This window comes from Caloramator mitchellensis (assembly GCF_001440545.1).
Lineage (GTDB): Bacteria > Bacillota > Clostridia > Clostridiales > Caloramatoraceae > Caloramator > Caloramator mitchellensis.
This window is the reverse complement of sequence record NZ_LKHP01000009.1, coordinates 41481-55900: the sequence shown is the minus strand read 5'-3', so window position 1 is coordinate 55900 and position 14420 is coordinate 41481. Positions and strand designations below refer to the sequence as shown.

Annotated in this window: 16 protein-coding genes; all 16 read right to left on the bottom strand. The window is 32.9% G+C overall.

The genetic code is table 11. From position 1 onward, the window contains the following. Nucleotides 1-12 precede the first annotated feature (12 nt). The 16 genes from ABG79_RS08430 to ABG79_RS08355 all read right to left on the bottom strand — a co-directional run bounded on the left by ABG79_RS08430 (nt 13) and on the right by ABG79_RS08355 (nt 14419). The gene (locus ABG79_RS08430) at nt 13-561 is read right to left on the bottom strand and encodes a BMC domain-containing protein (protein WP_057979036.1); all 549 of its coding nucleotides are present in this window, start codon (nt 559-561) and stop codon (nt 13-15) included. After that, nucleotides 558-1898, bottom strand: a complete 1341-nt coding sequence (locus tag ABG79_RS08425) for a 4Fe-4S dicluster domain-containing protein (RefSeq protein ID WP_057979035.1) — start codon at nt 1896-1898, stop codon at nt 558-560. Before ABG79_RS08425 ends, ABG79_RS08430 begins: the two co-directional genes overlap by 4 nt. 4 nt (nt 1899-1902) lie before the next feature. Then, complete coding sequence (locus ABG79_RS08420) at nt 1903-2187, bottom strand: EutN/CcmL family microcompartment protein (RefSeq protein ID WP_057979034.1); 285 nt, start codon at nt 2185-2187, stop codon at nt 1903-1905. A 5-nt stretch (nt 2188-2192) separates the two neighbouring features. Further along, complete coding sequence (locus ABG79_RS08415; protein WP_057979033.1) at nt 2193-2636, bottom strand: hypothetical protein; 444 nt, start codon at nt 2634-2636, stop codon at nt 2193-2195. A gap of 1 nt (nt 2637) precedes the next feature. Next, nucleotides 2638-3480 carry an ethanolamine utilization protein EutJ gene (gene eutJ / locus ABG79_RS08410; RefSeq protein ID WP_057979032.1) on the bottom strand — a complete coding sequence of 281 codons (843 nt, stop codon included), beginning with the start codon at nt 3478-3480 and terminating at the stop codon, nt 2638-2640. Between the two features lie 11 nt (nt 3481-3491). Then, nucleotides 3492-4115 (bottom strand): phosphate propanoyltransferase, encoded by a 624-nt coding sequence (gene pduL, locus ABG79_RS08405; protein WP_057979031.1) that lies wholly within the window; start codon nt 4113-4115, stop codon nt 3492-3494. Between the two features lie 14 nt (nt 4116-4129). After that, a complete protein-coding gene (locus tag ABG79_RS08400) occupies nt 4130-4873 on the bottom strand; it encodes a hypothetical protein (RefSeq protein ID WP_083490384.1) in 744 nt (247 codons plus the stop codon). A 47-nt stretch (nt 4874-4920) separates the two neighbouring features. Further along, nucleotides 4921-5202 (bottom strand): BMC domain-containing protein, encoded by a 282-nt coding sequence (locus ABG79_RS08395; RefSeq protein ID WP_057979029.1) that lies wholly within the window; start codon nt 5200-5202, stop codon nt 4921-4923. Continuing rightward, nucleotides 5195-6652, bottom strand: coding sequence for an acetaldehyde dehydrogenase (acetylating) (locus ABG79_RS08390; protein WP_083490391.1), 1458 nt, complete (start codon nt 6650-6652; stop codon nt 5195-5197). The genes ABG79_RS08395 and ABG79_RS08390 overlap by 8 nt, the downstream gene beginning before the upstream one ends. After that, nucleotides 6652-7176 (bottom strand): BMC domain-containing protein, encoded by a 525-nt coding sequence (locus tag ABG79_RS08385; protein WP_083490383.1) that lies wholly within the window; start codon nt 7174-7176, stop codon nt 6652-6654. Before ABG79_RS08385 ends, ABG79_RS08390 begins: the two co-directional genes overlap by 1 nt. A 5-nt stretch (nt 7177-7181) precedes the next feature. Further along, the gene (gene eutL, locus ABG79_RS08380; protein WP_057979026.1) at nt 7182-7835 is read right to left on the bottom strand and encodes an ethanolamine utilization microcompartment protein EutL; all 654 of its coding nucleotides are present in this window, start codon (nt 7833-7835) and stop codon (nt 7182-7184) included. A 15-nt stretch (nt 7836-7850) separates the two neighbouring features. Continuing rightward, on the bottom strand, nt 7851-8729 hold the full coding sequence (gene eutC / locus ABG79_RS08375) for an ethanolamine ammonia-lyase subunit EutC (RefSeq protein WP_057979025.1): 879 nt from the start codon (nt 8727-8729) through the stop codon (nt 7851-7853). Nucleotides 8730-8748: 19 nt separating this feature from the next. Further along, the gene (locus ABG79_RS08370) at nt 8749-10116 is read right to left on the bottom strand and encodes an ethanolamine ammonia-lyase subunit EutB (protein ID WP_057979024.1); all 1368 of its coding nucleotides are present in this window, start codon (nt 10114-10116) and stop codon (nt 8749-8751) included. A gap of 10 nt (nt 10117-10126) precedes the next feature. After that, on the bottom strand, nt 10127-11491 hold the full coding sequence (locus tag ABG79_RS08365) for an ethanolamine ammonia-lyase subunit EutB (protein WP_057979023.1): 1365 nt from the start codon (nt 11489-11491) through the stop codon (nt 10127-10129). 16 nt (nt 11492-11507) lie between these two features. Beyond that, a complete protein-coding gene (gene eutA / locus ABG79_RS08360) occupies nt 11508-12926 on the bottom strand; it encodes an ethanolamine ammonia-lyase reactivating factor EutA (protein ID WP_057979078.1) in 1419 nt (472 codons plus the stop codon). Nucleotides 12927-13009: 83 nt separating this feature from the next. Continuing rightward, complete coding sequence (locus ABG79_RS08355) at nt 13010-14419, bottom strand: sensor histidine kinase (protein ID WP_057979022.1); 1410 nt, start codon at nt 14417-14419, stop codon at nt 13010-13012. Nucleotide 14420: the final 1 nt, after the last annotated feature.

Sequence of the window (14420 nt, the reverse complement as noted above, 5' to 3'; positions counted from 1 at the left end):
TTTAATCCCCCTTTATATTAAAAATTCAAATATCTCTGGACTTGGAGATGGAATAATGGATTTATAAACCAACATACCATTTTCCTCACCAATTTTTTCACCAATTTCAATTCCTTCATTAATCGAACTTACATCACCAGTAAATGTAAGAAAAGATTTTCCACCTATTCCTATACCTAATCTAAGTTCCATTAGTTGAACTTGTGATGTTTTTGCTACAGCATCAGCTGCTACTACAGCTGTAGCTATACTATAAAATTCAAGTATACCCAGGGCATCAAGTTTTTCTATCTTGGTTGTATAATTTATTGCCTCTAAAACTTGAGTATGCACTTTAGGTAATATCAGGCTGTCAACAATATAATTTTCAGCGTTTTCTATTCCTTTTTCTACAGATGACTTAACAGCTCCTACATCTCCTGTTATTAGTATGATAAATTTTCCGGGGCATATAGGCTTAGAGATTATTATGTCTACATCTCCCGATTTAAACATCTTATCTGCAGTTTCAATTCCTTTCGCTATGCTATTCAACTCTACCAATCCTATTGCTTTTGTCATTTAATCACCTCTTTATTGTCGCTCTCAATAACTATTTGCTCTCCTACATGTTTTACAATCCCGCTAATACTTGCATGGATTTTTGCTCCAAGTAAATTTTTCTCAATATCTCCTATCAACTGTCCTTCCTCTACCCTTTGGCCAACTTCTACAACAGGTTTTGCAGGACTTCCAATATGCTGTTTTAAAGAGATTGTAACTTTATCAGCACTGATTTCCATATAACTTTGAAGTTTTTGAGTCTTATATTTGTTTAATCCTAGTCTAATTAGTAGTTTTTCTGTTGGAACTAATCTAAAATCTCTCATAGAATTTTCTTCTAATAATTTCTGGTTAGCTTTTTTCCCTTTTGCCCTAACAATTGATTTTATATAAACATTTACTTCCCTGGGAGATAACCCCATCGGACAAGCATAATTCTCACATACACCACATTCACTGCATAATAGACTTTCATTAAATATTTCATTATCTTCATCAAAACAAGTCAATGCTCTCATAATTCTATGCGGACGTATAACATGTCCTAATAGAAATCTAGGACAAAGGTCGGTGCAATAGCTACACTGAATACATGCAGACTTTGAAATTTTTATTATTTTATCTAATCCAAGGGATTTTCTTTTGTATAGGACATGATTCTTAGATATGATAATTAAAGCTCCATCCGTTTTTGTTATTGTTCTATTCTTTGCTTCCTCATGCGATATTATTTTGCCCATCATAGGTCCACCTATTATTATCGCATAATCCTTTATTGTGCTTCCCCCCGCCGCATTTATACATTCTAAAATTGAAGTTCCTATAGGAACATTCAATATCATTGGGTTTTTAATTTCACCTAAAATAGAAATAAATTTTCTAATAACCGGTTTGTCATTTATAGCTTCATATATATTATAAGCAGTTCCAACATTAGATACTACAGTATTAACATTTATTGGTATGCCTCCGGGCGGAACAGTTTTTCCTATAACTTCCTTAACTAAAACTTGTTCATCTCCGGCTGGATAAAAACTTTTCATTTTGTGAATCTTTATTCTGAAACCATTTTCTTTAATCTCTTTTGTTACACTATTTATTTCTTCGTTATACGATTCTTTTGTAGCAATAAAAACTTCTCTTGCTCCTAAATTCTTAGCAATCTCATTAATCGCTAAGACAATTTCTTTAGCCTTATTCCTCATCAAGAATTTATCTGTTCCTAAAAGCGGCTCGCATTCTACTCCATTTATAATCAAATACTCTGCTCTATTATTCAATTTAATATGTGATGGAAAACCTGCGCCACCTGCCCCAACTACTCCTGCATTATAAATTTTTTCTATTAAATCCACCTTATCACCTCTCCTTAAATGCCTTCTCCACTTCAATCGTATCTATTATTCCAATCACCGAGGCATCTATCGGAACATCACTTTTACCTATAATTTTTCTTGCTGAACTTCCCTTTGAAACCAGCACTGTTTCGCCAATACCTGCTCCTATAGTGTCTATCGCTACAAAAGTAGGAAACTCCTTATCTAAATAATAGTCAATCTGCTGAATTATTAGAAATTTCAAACCATTTAAACTTTCGTCCTTTCGTGTCGCCCAAACATTTCCTACAACTTTACCTATTAACATATTTTTCACCTTTTTCTTACCAATTCTATTTTATTTTCTCTTATAAAATCTAAAGCCAAAGGTGTTAAAATAGCCCTTTCCAAAACATGAATTCTTCTTACATTTAATCTGATTAATGGCTGTAAATCCTTTTCAGTTATAATTCTCTTTTCTATTTTAAATATGTCATTTAATTCCTTTTTTGATGTTATATCTTCTTCAATACACTTTACTTGTTTGTTCTTTAAAATTTTAAGCAGTTCATTGGACTCAATAACAACATAATCATGATTCTTAATCTCCTCATAATTGTCACTAACGTTGGCAATAAATTTTGATGAAATGCATTCCAAAACGTCAAGCATGCTTTGATTATTTGAAGATAAAATTAAAAACCTTTTTTTATTTAAATCATTTATTTTTTCAATTACTCTTTTTATTATTGTTTCAACCAAGCTATCAAATTCCATCTCATTCACTTCCCTCGATTAAGCAATTCAAGGCAATTCCTAAAGGCGTAATAAATAATGGATTATATGGTTTTGTAGTCTGTATTCCAGTTTCCTTTTCTATAACCTGTTCTATTCCCTCTAAACAAGATGTCCCCCCAACTAAAAATATCGAATTTACATCCGTTTTTGATTCTAAAATATGCTTTTTAATTATTGATGCTATTTTTTTAATAACAGGCAATACGATTGGAAATATTTCTTTTTGCTTATATTTATCCTTCTTAATCTCTTCTGCACTTTCAAAATCAATCTTATAATTGCCTGCAATTACCAAAGACAAATGAGTTCCACCTGTAGGTTCGTCAGCCGTATATATAACTTTATTTTCTTTTATAATAGATAATCCTGTTGTTCCTCCCCCTATGTCTACGATAACACCATCTTTAATGTTCAAAACTGCGTTTGCGGCCGTTGGCTCATCCAATACTTTTACAACTTCCAAACCTGCCCTTTCTACAACATATCTGTGAGTATCACAGTCTCTTGCACTTGTTCCTGGCGGCACAGCTATCGCTGCATATTTTAATTCTGCATTTAACTTATCTTCCAATTTTCTTTTTAGTCTTCTGACGATATTTGTTGCACCAATAAAATCAACAACCAGACCATCTCTTACGACATTAGCATATTCCATTTCAGTTGCTATAGGTCTTCTATATTTATCTAATGCTACCAATACTATATATGCAGTTCCCAAATCAACTCCTAATAATATTTCATTTGTTTTATCGAATTCTATTGTTTCGTATATACTCTTTTCTACTTCCTTTACCATTTTATTAACCAAAGTATAATCATACATAATATCACTCCCTAAACTATTAACCTTCCGTAGACTCCATCTATATATCCACATGCATTAGCTTCATCATAATCTATATGCATTGTTAAAGAATAATCCCTATTAACTCTAACTAAAACTTCTTCAAAAATAACAGGACGTTGACTTAATATTTTCACACTAACTAATTGCTTGTCTTTAACACTAAATTCTATTGCATCTTTTTCGTTCATATGAATATGTCTCCTAGCAATAATAACTCCTTCTGCAATTCTAATTGCTGCCTTATCAGTTGCAATTATTATAGATGGCGATTTACTTAAATTGCCTGAATCCCTTAAAGGAGCATCAACTCCTAAAAATATCGCATCAGTTTTAGAAATTTCAACTTGCGTTTTACTCCTAGGTGGACCCAATATCGAAACATCTTTATAAACTCCCTTAGGCCCAATCAACATAACCTTTTCCTCATACTGATACTGTCCTTTTTGAGATAATTCCTTCTTAATTTTTAATTCATAATCTTTTCCAAAAAGTTCAATCACATGCTGAATACTTAAGTGAACATGCCTTCCAGATGCCTCGATAGGGATTAGTCTTTGACATTTAATGTTTCTTACAATATTTTTTGCTAAATTATCCAAAAAAACTTCCACCCTATCACCTCACATCATTTATAAATTCCGCTATTTACCTTAATCATCATTATATAAATACAGCTGCTTAGTCTATTTAATCCTTTTATTATATCTAATCTTGAAAATCCATCATTAGTTTTGAAGGCTTTAATGGCACTTATTTCAGTTTCTCTTGCTAGACATCTTAAACTGTTTAATATAATTACTATATCTCCCATTTTATAGCTAGGTAATAAATGTTCTTGATTAAAATATTTTTTGGGATTTTGGGACATTTCTCTTAGTTGTTCATCATTTAATCCCAATAATGTTATATTATCAAGGGTTTCATCTAAAACCTCTGCTCTTAAAACATTTCTTGCAAACTTTAATAACTCATCTAAATCAGCAACCAGCTTATCTAGTTTGTTTTTGTTTGCAATCACTTGAACTTCTAATATTTTTGCTTGTAAAGTATCTAGTTTTCCCCTAAGAATAATCCTTGGATGATTCTTAGGAACAAGCTTATTCCCATGCAAATGCGTCATAAATTCTGGTTTCTTATCATAAAAAACTTCATACATAGCATCGGCAAAAACTTTTTTATTTTTTTCGGGTATTTCAATACTTTCTTCAATTTTGGTATCTTTTTTATTTGTTGTTAATAATTCTATTCCTTTTTCTGATAGAAACTGTTTTGCCGATGGAGTTATTATTGTTTCTGCATCAACATAGTATTTGTCAATCTTTTTGTTTTTCAATTCAATTCTCAAATCATATTCTGTCAGCACTCTCACATCAACCACATCCTTTTATATTTCCCGGGCAGAGCCCGGGAATATTATCATTCTGCCTTTGGAAGAATCAGTTCTACTTCTCCGTGTGGTCTAGGAATTACGTGAACTGATATCAATTCCCCAACTCTTTCTGCAGCTGCAGCACCTGCATCTGTTGCCGCCTTAACTGCCCCTACATCTCCTCTAACCATTACAGTTACAAGTCCTCCACCTACAAGAACCTTTCCTATCAAAGTAACATTCGCAGCCTTAACCATTGCGTCAGCAGCCTCAATAGCTCCAACCAAACCTTTTGTTTCAATCATACCAAGAGCATTTGTATTAGCCATTTAAAACTCCTCCTTTTTTAATTTTATTTATTTCATTTATTATTAATTTTTTTAGATAGTCTAAATCTACTTTATCTTCATTGCTGTTGCTAAAAATCTCATTTGTCTCTCTTATCCCATAGGCTATTCTTCTTATGTTTATTAAGTGTAAAGGTCCTATATTATCCGAAGTTGAACTTCCACCAATACTTCCACATCCCAATGTAAGAGCTGGCTGTAAATTAGTCGTAGCTCCTATTGCTCCTTGTGATGCAGATGTATTAATCAATAGCCTAGATACTGGCTTTTTCAAAGCAAATTCCATAATAACCTCTTCATTATTTGAATGTATAACAAGCGTATGACCTAGTCCTCCAAAATTTAAAATTTCAATACATTTTTCACAGGCCTTTTCCCAGTTTTCTTCAGTATAAAAGGCTAATATAGGCGATAATTTTTCCATCGAAAATGGAAATTCTTTACCCACACCTTTTTCTTCCTTTATTAAAACCTTAATATTATCTGGAATCTCTAATCCTGCCATTTGAGCTATTTTTATTGCTGGTTGCCCCACTATTCTTGGATTTAGACCTCCGCATGGGTTAACTAATACTTTTGCAACCTTCCTTGCTTCTTCTTCATCTAAGAAATACCCACCTTGTAGTATTAGTTCCTCTTTCACTTTTTCTTTAATGCAATTTTCTGTTACTATAGCTTGTTCAGATGCACAAATAGTTCCATTGTCAAATGTTTTACTTTCAATTATTCTCTTAACAGATAACGGAATATCTGCTGTTCTCTCTATAAAAGCAGGGACATTTCCTGGCCCAACGCCAAGAGCAGGCTTTCCTGAACTATATGCAGCTCTTACCATTGCTGAACCGCCTGTTGCTAAAATCAAAGCTACATCTTTATTCTTCATAAGTTCATTAGTTGCTTCTAAGGTAGGATTTTGTAAACAGCCAATTATACCTTCTGGTGCTCCAGATTTTATTGCTGCCTTCTCTAGTATCTTTGCTGTTTCTAAAATACAACGTGCTGCTGCGGGATGAGGACTAAAAACTATTGCATTACCAGATTTAATTGCTATAAGAGCTTTATAAATTGTTGTAGAAGTTGGATTCGTTGATGGAATTAATGCAGCAATAATCCCTATTGGGACACCTATTTCTAAAATTTTATTTATATCATCATTTTTAAGTATTCCTACTGTTTTAACTTCTTTTATGCTTTCGAAAACTATTTTGCTTGCAAATTTGTTTTTAATTATTTTGTCTTCATATTTACCAAACCCTGTTTCTTCAACTGCCATTTTAGCAAGTCTTTCCGAGTTTTGATATGCTTCTTCAGCCATAGATCTTACAATTTCATCTAATTCTTTCTGAGAAAGATTTGAAAGCTTAAACTGTGCTTCCTTTGCTCTTCTTACAAGATCCCTTGCTTCCTGGATGGAAATTAAGTCTCTGTCCATCATCTCAACTTCCTTTCACAGAACTCGATAATAGCTTTAATGAGTTCATCTTTTCTTGCAAATTTTATTTTATCTCTTGGAATTGACAGACTATCTAATTGCCTCGCTAATTTTCTTAAGTCTACTGTTTTCATATTTTTCAATTCATCAAAATGAGTTCCTAAAATAGCCTCAACTTTCATGGATACATCATCCTCAATTTCTTTTTTCTTTTCTATGACTATTACTTCATCTTTTTCCCCACACAAAGGCTCAATTAGGTTGCAGGTATCTTCATAAGGACGAGGTATACAATGAATTTTTATATTCTTCTTAAACGTTTGAAAATAACTCTTAACCGACTGCAACGCTTCCTCAACATCTGAAACATCACCTTGAATATATCCAGAAACTAATCCAGCTCTAACGAAGCAATGACTTAGATATTTAACGTTAGCACTCTTTAAAGCAATATCAAAAGCTACGATAAAATCAGTAAATCCATAGGTTTCAATTATTCCCAAAGCTTCTCTTTTCATCTTCATTCACTTTAATAACTTAATGGATTATCAGCTACATATTTAACAGCATTTGCAAAAGCTTCACAGGCAGCTTTACAAGCAGACTGGCTTCCAGTTAATAATCCGCCAGCAAAGTTTGTTTCTGTTGGTGGTCCATAAAATGCCGCTAATTTAACATCTGCAGCCTTGAGAGCAGCATCTAGCGCATAAGTTGCTTCAAGCGGAGGTGCAATTAAGTAAGCCAAAGCCTCTCCTTCTTCTATTCCTGCAACCTTTGAAAGATATGAACCTGTTCTTGATATACAGTGAGCATAATAAACAATGCTATCATCGTCATTTGCACTATAAAAGCAAGCATCATTTTCAATAAATTGTATTGCAGCATTTAATCCACTTTTTACTTCAGCAGGATTTGGACCTGCAATAATACCAATAAACTCCCCTGCCAACTTTGTGCTAGCATTTGCTGAACCAGCATACATAGATCTTGCATAGACTACTTGAACATCTGCCTTTTTTGTTGCTTCATCTAAAGCAGTGTAAGAAACATCATCTATATTTGTAGTTATAATACCTACACTTTTTTGATTTGGCTCTAATTTTAGTGCACTAGCCATATCTGGATTTACATTTGGAATTATCTTAACACTTAAAACCGTCGCACGAATAGGATCATTTTTCATTTATATCCCCCCTTATCATAATTTCAAATCAATTCCACTTGCTTTCTTCTCAATCATTAGCTTAATTATTTCTGCAATATGAGCACCTGCTTCAACCGGCGGTGTTCCACCTCTATGAATATTTGAAACAACTGTCCTTCTTGCTTCTGGCATATTTACAGTTGCCTTATACGCCATGTATGCACTCATACTTTCTGCTGTAGCTAAACCTGGTCTTTCACCAATTAAAACACATGTTACATCTGCTCCTGTTACTTCCGAAATTACATCCATAGCAGGAACTCTTCCGTATTTTACAAAGAATGGTGTTCCAACTTCAATTCCATATGCTTTTAAACCTTGAATAATTGCCGGTAAAACATCCTTCACATTTGCCTCAATTGCAGTTGAACTTAATCCGTCAGATACGTATATTTGAACTTGCGGATTAGCTTTGCATTTTTCTTTAATCATTTTTATGGAATCATCATCAAATTTTCTTCCTAAATCCGGTCTTGTTAAATATTCATCTTTATTTCTGCACATCGTCTTAACTGAAAACAGATTCATTTCCTGTAATAACTCCTCAGAAACGTCAGTAAATACTGCATCCATTGCCACAGCATGATCTGCCCTAAATCTTAAAAGTGTTTCTGTCTTATATCTTGGCCCTGATCTCCAAACCCCAATTCTTGCAGGTGTCTTGCTCTTTAATTTTAATAAAGCTTCTAAATTTTCAGGATTAGGAACCAGCACCTGTTTTCTAATATCAATAGTTGTCAGATCTGGAATCCCTTCTTGTTCATCAATTATAGCTTCTTTTATAGTATTTATAGCTTTTTCAGGTAGAGAAGAATATCCCATCTCTGTTAAAACTTGTTCAACTATCTTTCTTAAATCGTCTTCTTTTACCACTTTTATTCCCCCTTTCAATTTATTTCAAGAATATAGAAGGATCTCCTGCAAATTCAGTGAGTCTTCCGTTTTTATCCATTATTCCCATTTCAACTAACCAGTTGAAGAACTCCTCGGCGGGTTTTAAATTTAACAACTCTCTTAAGGTAGCATCATCATGATAACTTGTATCTTGGTAGCTTAGCATTACATCATCACCTACTGGAACACCCATAAAGTAGTTTGCCCCTGCCATGGTAAGCAACATAGTTGCTGTTTCTTGATCATTTTGATCTGCATTAACATGATTTGTATAACATGGCGCCATACCCATAGGTAAACCTGTCAACTTACCCATAAAATGGTCTTCTAAACTTGCTCTAATTATCTCTTTACCATTATAAAGAGTCTCTGGACCTATAAATCCTGAAACATTGTTAACCATAAAAGGCTTATATCTTTTAGCAAATCCATAAGTTCTTGCCTCGAGTGTCATTTCATCTACCCCATGATCTGCATTCAGGGACATTTCAGAACCTTGACCAGTTTCAAAATACATAAGATTAGGACCGGGTGCAGTTCCATATTTCTTTATTAGTTCAAATGCTTCATCAAGAATATCCTTGCTAACGCCAAAAGCCGTATTTGCCTTTTCACTACCAGCCACGCTCTGAAAGAAAACTGACACTGGTGCACCTTGTCTTACTGCCTCCATTTGAGTTGTTATGTGTGATAAAACGCATGTTTGAGTAGGTATACTCCATTTAATCATAAAATTATGAATTTCATTCATTATCTTTTTAGTATTTTCAACTGTGTCTTCTACAGGATTAACACCAATTATTGCATCTCCACATCCATATGATAATCCTTCCATTATTGAAGCTATTATCCCATCTATATCATCTGTTGGATGATTGGGTTGCAATCTAAAGGACAATGTCCCCGGTTTACCTATTTCAGTATTAGCCTTAGCCCAAATCTTTATTTTGCTGGCTCCGTAAACCAAATCCATATTAGACATTAACTTTGCTACACCTGCAATCATTTCAGATGTTAAACCATTACTAATTCTTTTAATATCTTCACCAGTTGTTTTGTGATCCAAAATATATTCTCTTAACTTGCCTACTGTCCATGATTTAACCTCTTTATAAATACTTTCATTTACCTGTTCATCTATTACTCTTGTTACTTCATCTTCTTCATATGGAATAGTTGGATTATTTCTTAAATCCTCTAATGTCAAATTGCTTAAAACTATTTTAGCTGCTATTCTTTCTTGAACCGTTTCAGCTGCTATCCCCAAAAGCTTATCACCAGATTTTTCTTCATTTGCTTTTGCCAATACTTCTTTAATGTCTTTAAAAGAATATATCCTTCCAAACAGTTTTGTTTTGAGTATCATCAGCGGCACCTCATTTCAAAAAAACTGATGCATCCCCAGCTTTATTAGTCAATTTGCCATTTTGCATAAATCCCATTTTTTCAAGCCAAATTTCAAATTCTTTTATAGGTCTTAATCCAAGTAATTCTCTTAATGTAGGAGTTTCATGATATCCTGTGCATTGATAATTAAGCATTACGTCATCCCCAGCAGGAATTCCCATGAAATAGTTACACCCTGCAGCAGTCAATAGAACCGCTAAATTTTCAACATCATTCTGATCCGCCTTCATATGATTGGTATAACAAGCATCAACACCCATTGGAATTCCAGTAAGTTTGCCCATAAAATGATCTTCAAGGCCTGCCCTGATTACTTGCTTGCTGTCATATAGATATTCCGGTCCTATAAAACCAACAACAGTATTTACCATAAACGGTTTATATCTTTTTGCTAATCCATAGCATCTGGCTTCCATGGTTACTTGGTCAGCACCATGATGCGAATCAGAAGATAATTCTGAGCCTTGTCCAGTTTCAAAATACATTACGTTTGGACCTGTTGCTGTTCCTTGTTTTAGAGCTAAATCGTAAGCTTCATCCAATAATTTAACGCTTATACCAAATGCTTCATTCCCTTTTTGTGACCCTGCAATACTCTGGAAGATAAGGTCTGTTGGTGCTCCTTTTCTTATACATTCCATTTGAGTCGTAACATGAGCAAGAACACAAATTTGAGTTGGAATTTCCCACTTCTTTTTAAACTCATCAAACTTCTTTAATATTTTATAGACATTATCAACAGTGTCATCTACAGGGTTTAATCCAATTACAGCATCACCAACCCCATAGCTTAGTCCTTCCATAATTGAAACCATTATTCCATCAATATCATCAGTTGGGTGATTTGGTTGCAATCTAGCTGCCAGTGTCCCTTTAAGGCCAATTGTTGAGTTGCAGTGAGCACTTATTCTTATTTTGCTTGCACCATATATCAAATCTAGATTTGACATGAGTTTCGCAACTGCTGCAACCATTTCACTAGTAAGACCTCTGCTGATTCTCTTTATGTCATCACCTGAAGTCTTATCATTCAATATCCATTCTCTAAGTTCTGCTACTGTCCAATTTTTAATTTCTTCATAAATTCTTTCGTTAACTGAATCCTGAATTACTCTAGTAACCTCATCAATTTCATAAGGAACTACAGGATTATTTCTTAAATCGTTTAGGGTTAAATTGCTTAAAACTTCTTTTGCAGCAATTCTTTCAGTAACAGAAGAAGCTGCAATACCTGCCAATTTATCTCCTGATTTTTCTTCATTTGCTTTTGCTAGAACTTCTTTAACAGAACCAAATTGATAAGTTTTTCCGAACAATTTTGTCTTTAATCTCAAATTATTCACCCCTTCCTTATTTGAATAATAATGTTTTTATTACAATTGGGACTACCCTACCATTTGATATAGGTTTCCCAATATCAACAAAATCACCATTCTCTACCCTAATTCCATCAATACATACAACATCATTTTTTTTGTTAAGTTTATTTACTATAGAATGACCTAATGCTTTTGCAAAATCATTTTCGACAATGACAATTATAGGTAATCTGTTTTCAACTAATTTATTCAAGCCTGTTATTATTTTTTCTGCCAAAGAACTTACATTATTAAAGCTTGGATTTTTTGTTCCTTTGAAAGCAATCGCTATATTTTGTAATTCTTCATTTGCAATGAACCAATTAATTTTTTGTTCTATTTCGCTTGAAAATAATTTATAATCACTTTCATTGTTTAATCTTATTACTGGAATATTTTTAATCGGAAATATATCTTTTGAATACATTATAGTGCTACCGCTAAGTTCTACTGTATGCATACCAGAACCTATAACAGTAGCCCTTATCGTTTCTTGAGGTTTAAAAACTTTAAGCTTTTTAAATAAACTAGATTTTGAGATTGCTTCACCTAAAACAATTCCGATGTCATTAAAGGCTAAGTAATTATCAGATTGATTATAAATGAAGTCAGCTACGCCTCCTGAAAAGGTTATAGAGTCTATTTTATAGTTCAAATTTAAGGGTTTAGTAATAAGCATTTTTTCTAATAATTTGCTTCTTGCTCTCAATCCAAATACTTCTTCTAATATTTCAGCCATTCGTGAACAAATAATTTTTATTTTTCCAAGAGTAATTTCATCATCTAATTTCAAATCAATGCCTAATTCCTTTGCTAGTTCAATGATTTTGTTTGATGCATAATTAATTTTTCTATTATTTTCATCAAACTTTATTAACCTTCCACCTACATCCAAGGCACACGTATCTACAACTTCACCACTGTCAAAAACAGCAATATTTGTCGTTCCTCCGCCGATATCTATATTAGCTACGCAATAGTCATTTTCTTTGGATATATTTTCAGCTCCTGCTCCTCTTCCAGCAATAATAGCCTCAAGTTCAGGACCAGCAGTTGCAACAACAAATTCGCCTGCAAATTTACTTAATGAATTTAACACATTGTTAGCATTTTTCTTTCTTGCAGTTTCTCCAGTGATTATTACCGCACCAGTTTTAACATCTTCAGGTTTAATTCCTGCTTTAGAATATTCAATTTCTATAATTTTTTTTACCTTCTCCATATCGATTTCCGTAGAAGATATAAGTGGAGTAAAATAAATTTCGCTTTTAAAAAACACCTGCTTATCAACAATTTTTATTTTAGGAATAGTAAAAGCTGAAGCAGTATTTTCAATAATAAGCTTGCTAAAAATAAGCTGGGTTGTGCTTGTTCCAATATCGATACCTACGCTGATTATTTCCTCTTTCAAATTATCTTCCCCCTTCATAAAAACAAAAAGAGGCCTGAACATTTGGCCTCTTTGCCTTCATGATAGCACTCCATTGTGCTATTTTATTCATTTTTAAAATCGAATAGTATTTTAGTTCCAAATTCATTAGAATCTATATTGAAATGACCAAATAATTTATCTTTCACAATACTTTTTACAATACTTAACCCTAAACTTCCATTTCTAATCTTATTAATATCAAAACCTCGCCCATTATCTATAATTGAAATGGTAGAATACATTATTCCTTTTTTTATGGTCACCTCGATTTTTCCATTCTCTTTTGCTTCAAAGGCATGCTCTATACAGTTTTGTAGTATCTCATTTACAACTAGAGCAATAGATGTTGCTTTATCTGAATCTATTTTAAAACTATCACCATAGATAAAAACCTTTATATTTTCATTTGGTGATAGGCAATAATTAATAGTACTTTCTGCAATTTTTGTTATTATAGTCTTTATATCTACTTCGTCCACTCCATTTTGTGCTAATATTTCATGAGTTACTGAAATGCTAAGTATTCTATTTATGCTTTCGTTAAATGATTTCTTTGCATTTTCTTCCTGTATTCTTCTAGATTGTAATCGTAATAGGCTTGCAATTGTTTGCAAATTGTTTTTAACTCTATGATGAATTTCCTTTATAGCAACAGATTTTAAAATCAACTCTTTTTCTTTTTCCTTTACTTCAGTAATATCTCTAATTAACATAATAAAACCGTCTAATTTTTTCTTTTTGCGTTTTACCAAATATTTAACCTGAAATGTCAATTTACCTACATTAACTTCTCCAATATTGAAAAAATTTTCAGCAACTATTTTATCTATACTGCTTCCATCTAATACTAAGTTTTCAAAATGCATGCCAACTATTCTGTCTTTATATCCTAGTTTATTATACAGTTCTTCAGCTACAGGATTAGAATATATAGCTCTGCCTTCTTCATTAAACATAACTATAGCATCATTAAGATGATATGTTAGAGCATGTTCATTATCAGTTAATGAAAATAAAGTTTCAGTCAATTGTTCTGCAGTTTCAGCTAGCATCTGCATCTGTTTGTTTTGATTTACAGCTTTTGTTGCATCTTGTTCCATTATTAATGCACCTATGGTTTCATTATTCTTGTTTTTTATTGGAACAACATTTTGCTTTACTGTTATATTTTCCTGAGTAATTGCTTTTAAATCTCTTGTGCTGACACCTATTTGCAAAGTCCTAAGAGCTGCAGGTTCATTTTTTTGAAGAGCAAGTTGTCCAACAACTGAGTATTTATACATCGACGGAGAGTTGCTTGGTTTTGCTTCAGCAACAACAATCGCAACATCTGGGTCTCTTGTCAAACAGTCAATAAAAACATCTGCTCTTACAAGGTCAGCTATATAAGTTAAAATATTTGCTATGTTTTCCAGGATCAGAATATCTTCATCCCTAAGATTTGTATGTAATTGACATAAATCTCTTAACATA

Coding starts and splice junctions, on each gene's coding strand:
- ABG79_RS08430 (WP_057979036.1), bottom strand. CDS start 561: ATGACAAAAGCAATAGGATTGGTAGAGTTGAATAGCATAGCGAAAGGA.
- ABG79_RS08420 (WP_057979034.1), bottom strand. CDS start 2,187: ATGTTAATAGGTAAAGTTGTAGGAAATGTTTGGGCGACACGAAAGGAC.
- ABG79_RS08415 (WP_057979033.1), bottom strand. CDS start 2,636: ATGGAATTTGATAGCTTGGTTGAAACAATAATAAAAAGAGTAATTGAA.
- eutJ (WP_057979032.1), bottom strand. CDS start 3,480: ATGTATGATTATACTTTGGTTAATAAAATGGTAAAGGAAGTAGAAAAG.
- ABG79_RS08395 (WP_057979029.1), bottom strand. CDS start 5,202: ATGGCTAATACAAATGCTCTTGGTATGATTGAAACAAAAGGTTTGGTT.
- ABG79_RS08390 (WP_083490391.1), bottom strand. CDS start 6,652: ATGGACAGAGACTTAATTTCCATCCAGGAAGCAAGGGATCTTGTAAGA.
- ABG79_RS08385 (WP_083490383.1), bottom strand. CDS start 7,176: ATGAAGATGAAAAGAGAAGCTTTGGGAATAATTGAAACCTATGGATTT.
- eutL (WP_057979026.1), bottom strand. CDS start 7,835: ATGAAAAATGATCCTATTCGTGCGACGGTTTTAAGTGTTAAGATAATT.
- ABG79_RS08370 (WP_057979024.1), bottom strand. CDS start 10,116: ATGATACTCAAAACAAAACTGTTTGGAAGGATATATTCTTTTAAAGAC.
- ABG79_RS08355 (WP_057979022.1), bottom strand. CDS start 14,419: ATGTTAAGAGATTTATGTCAATTACATACAAATCTTAGGGATGAAGAT.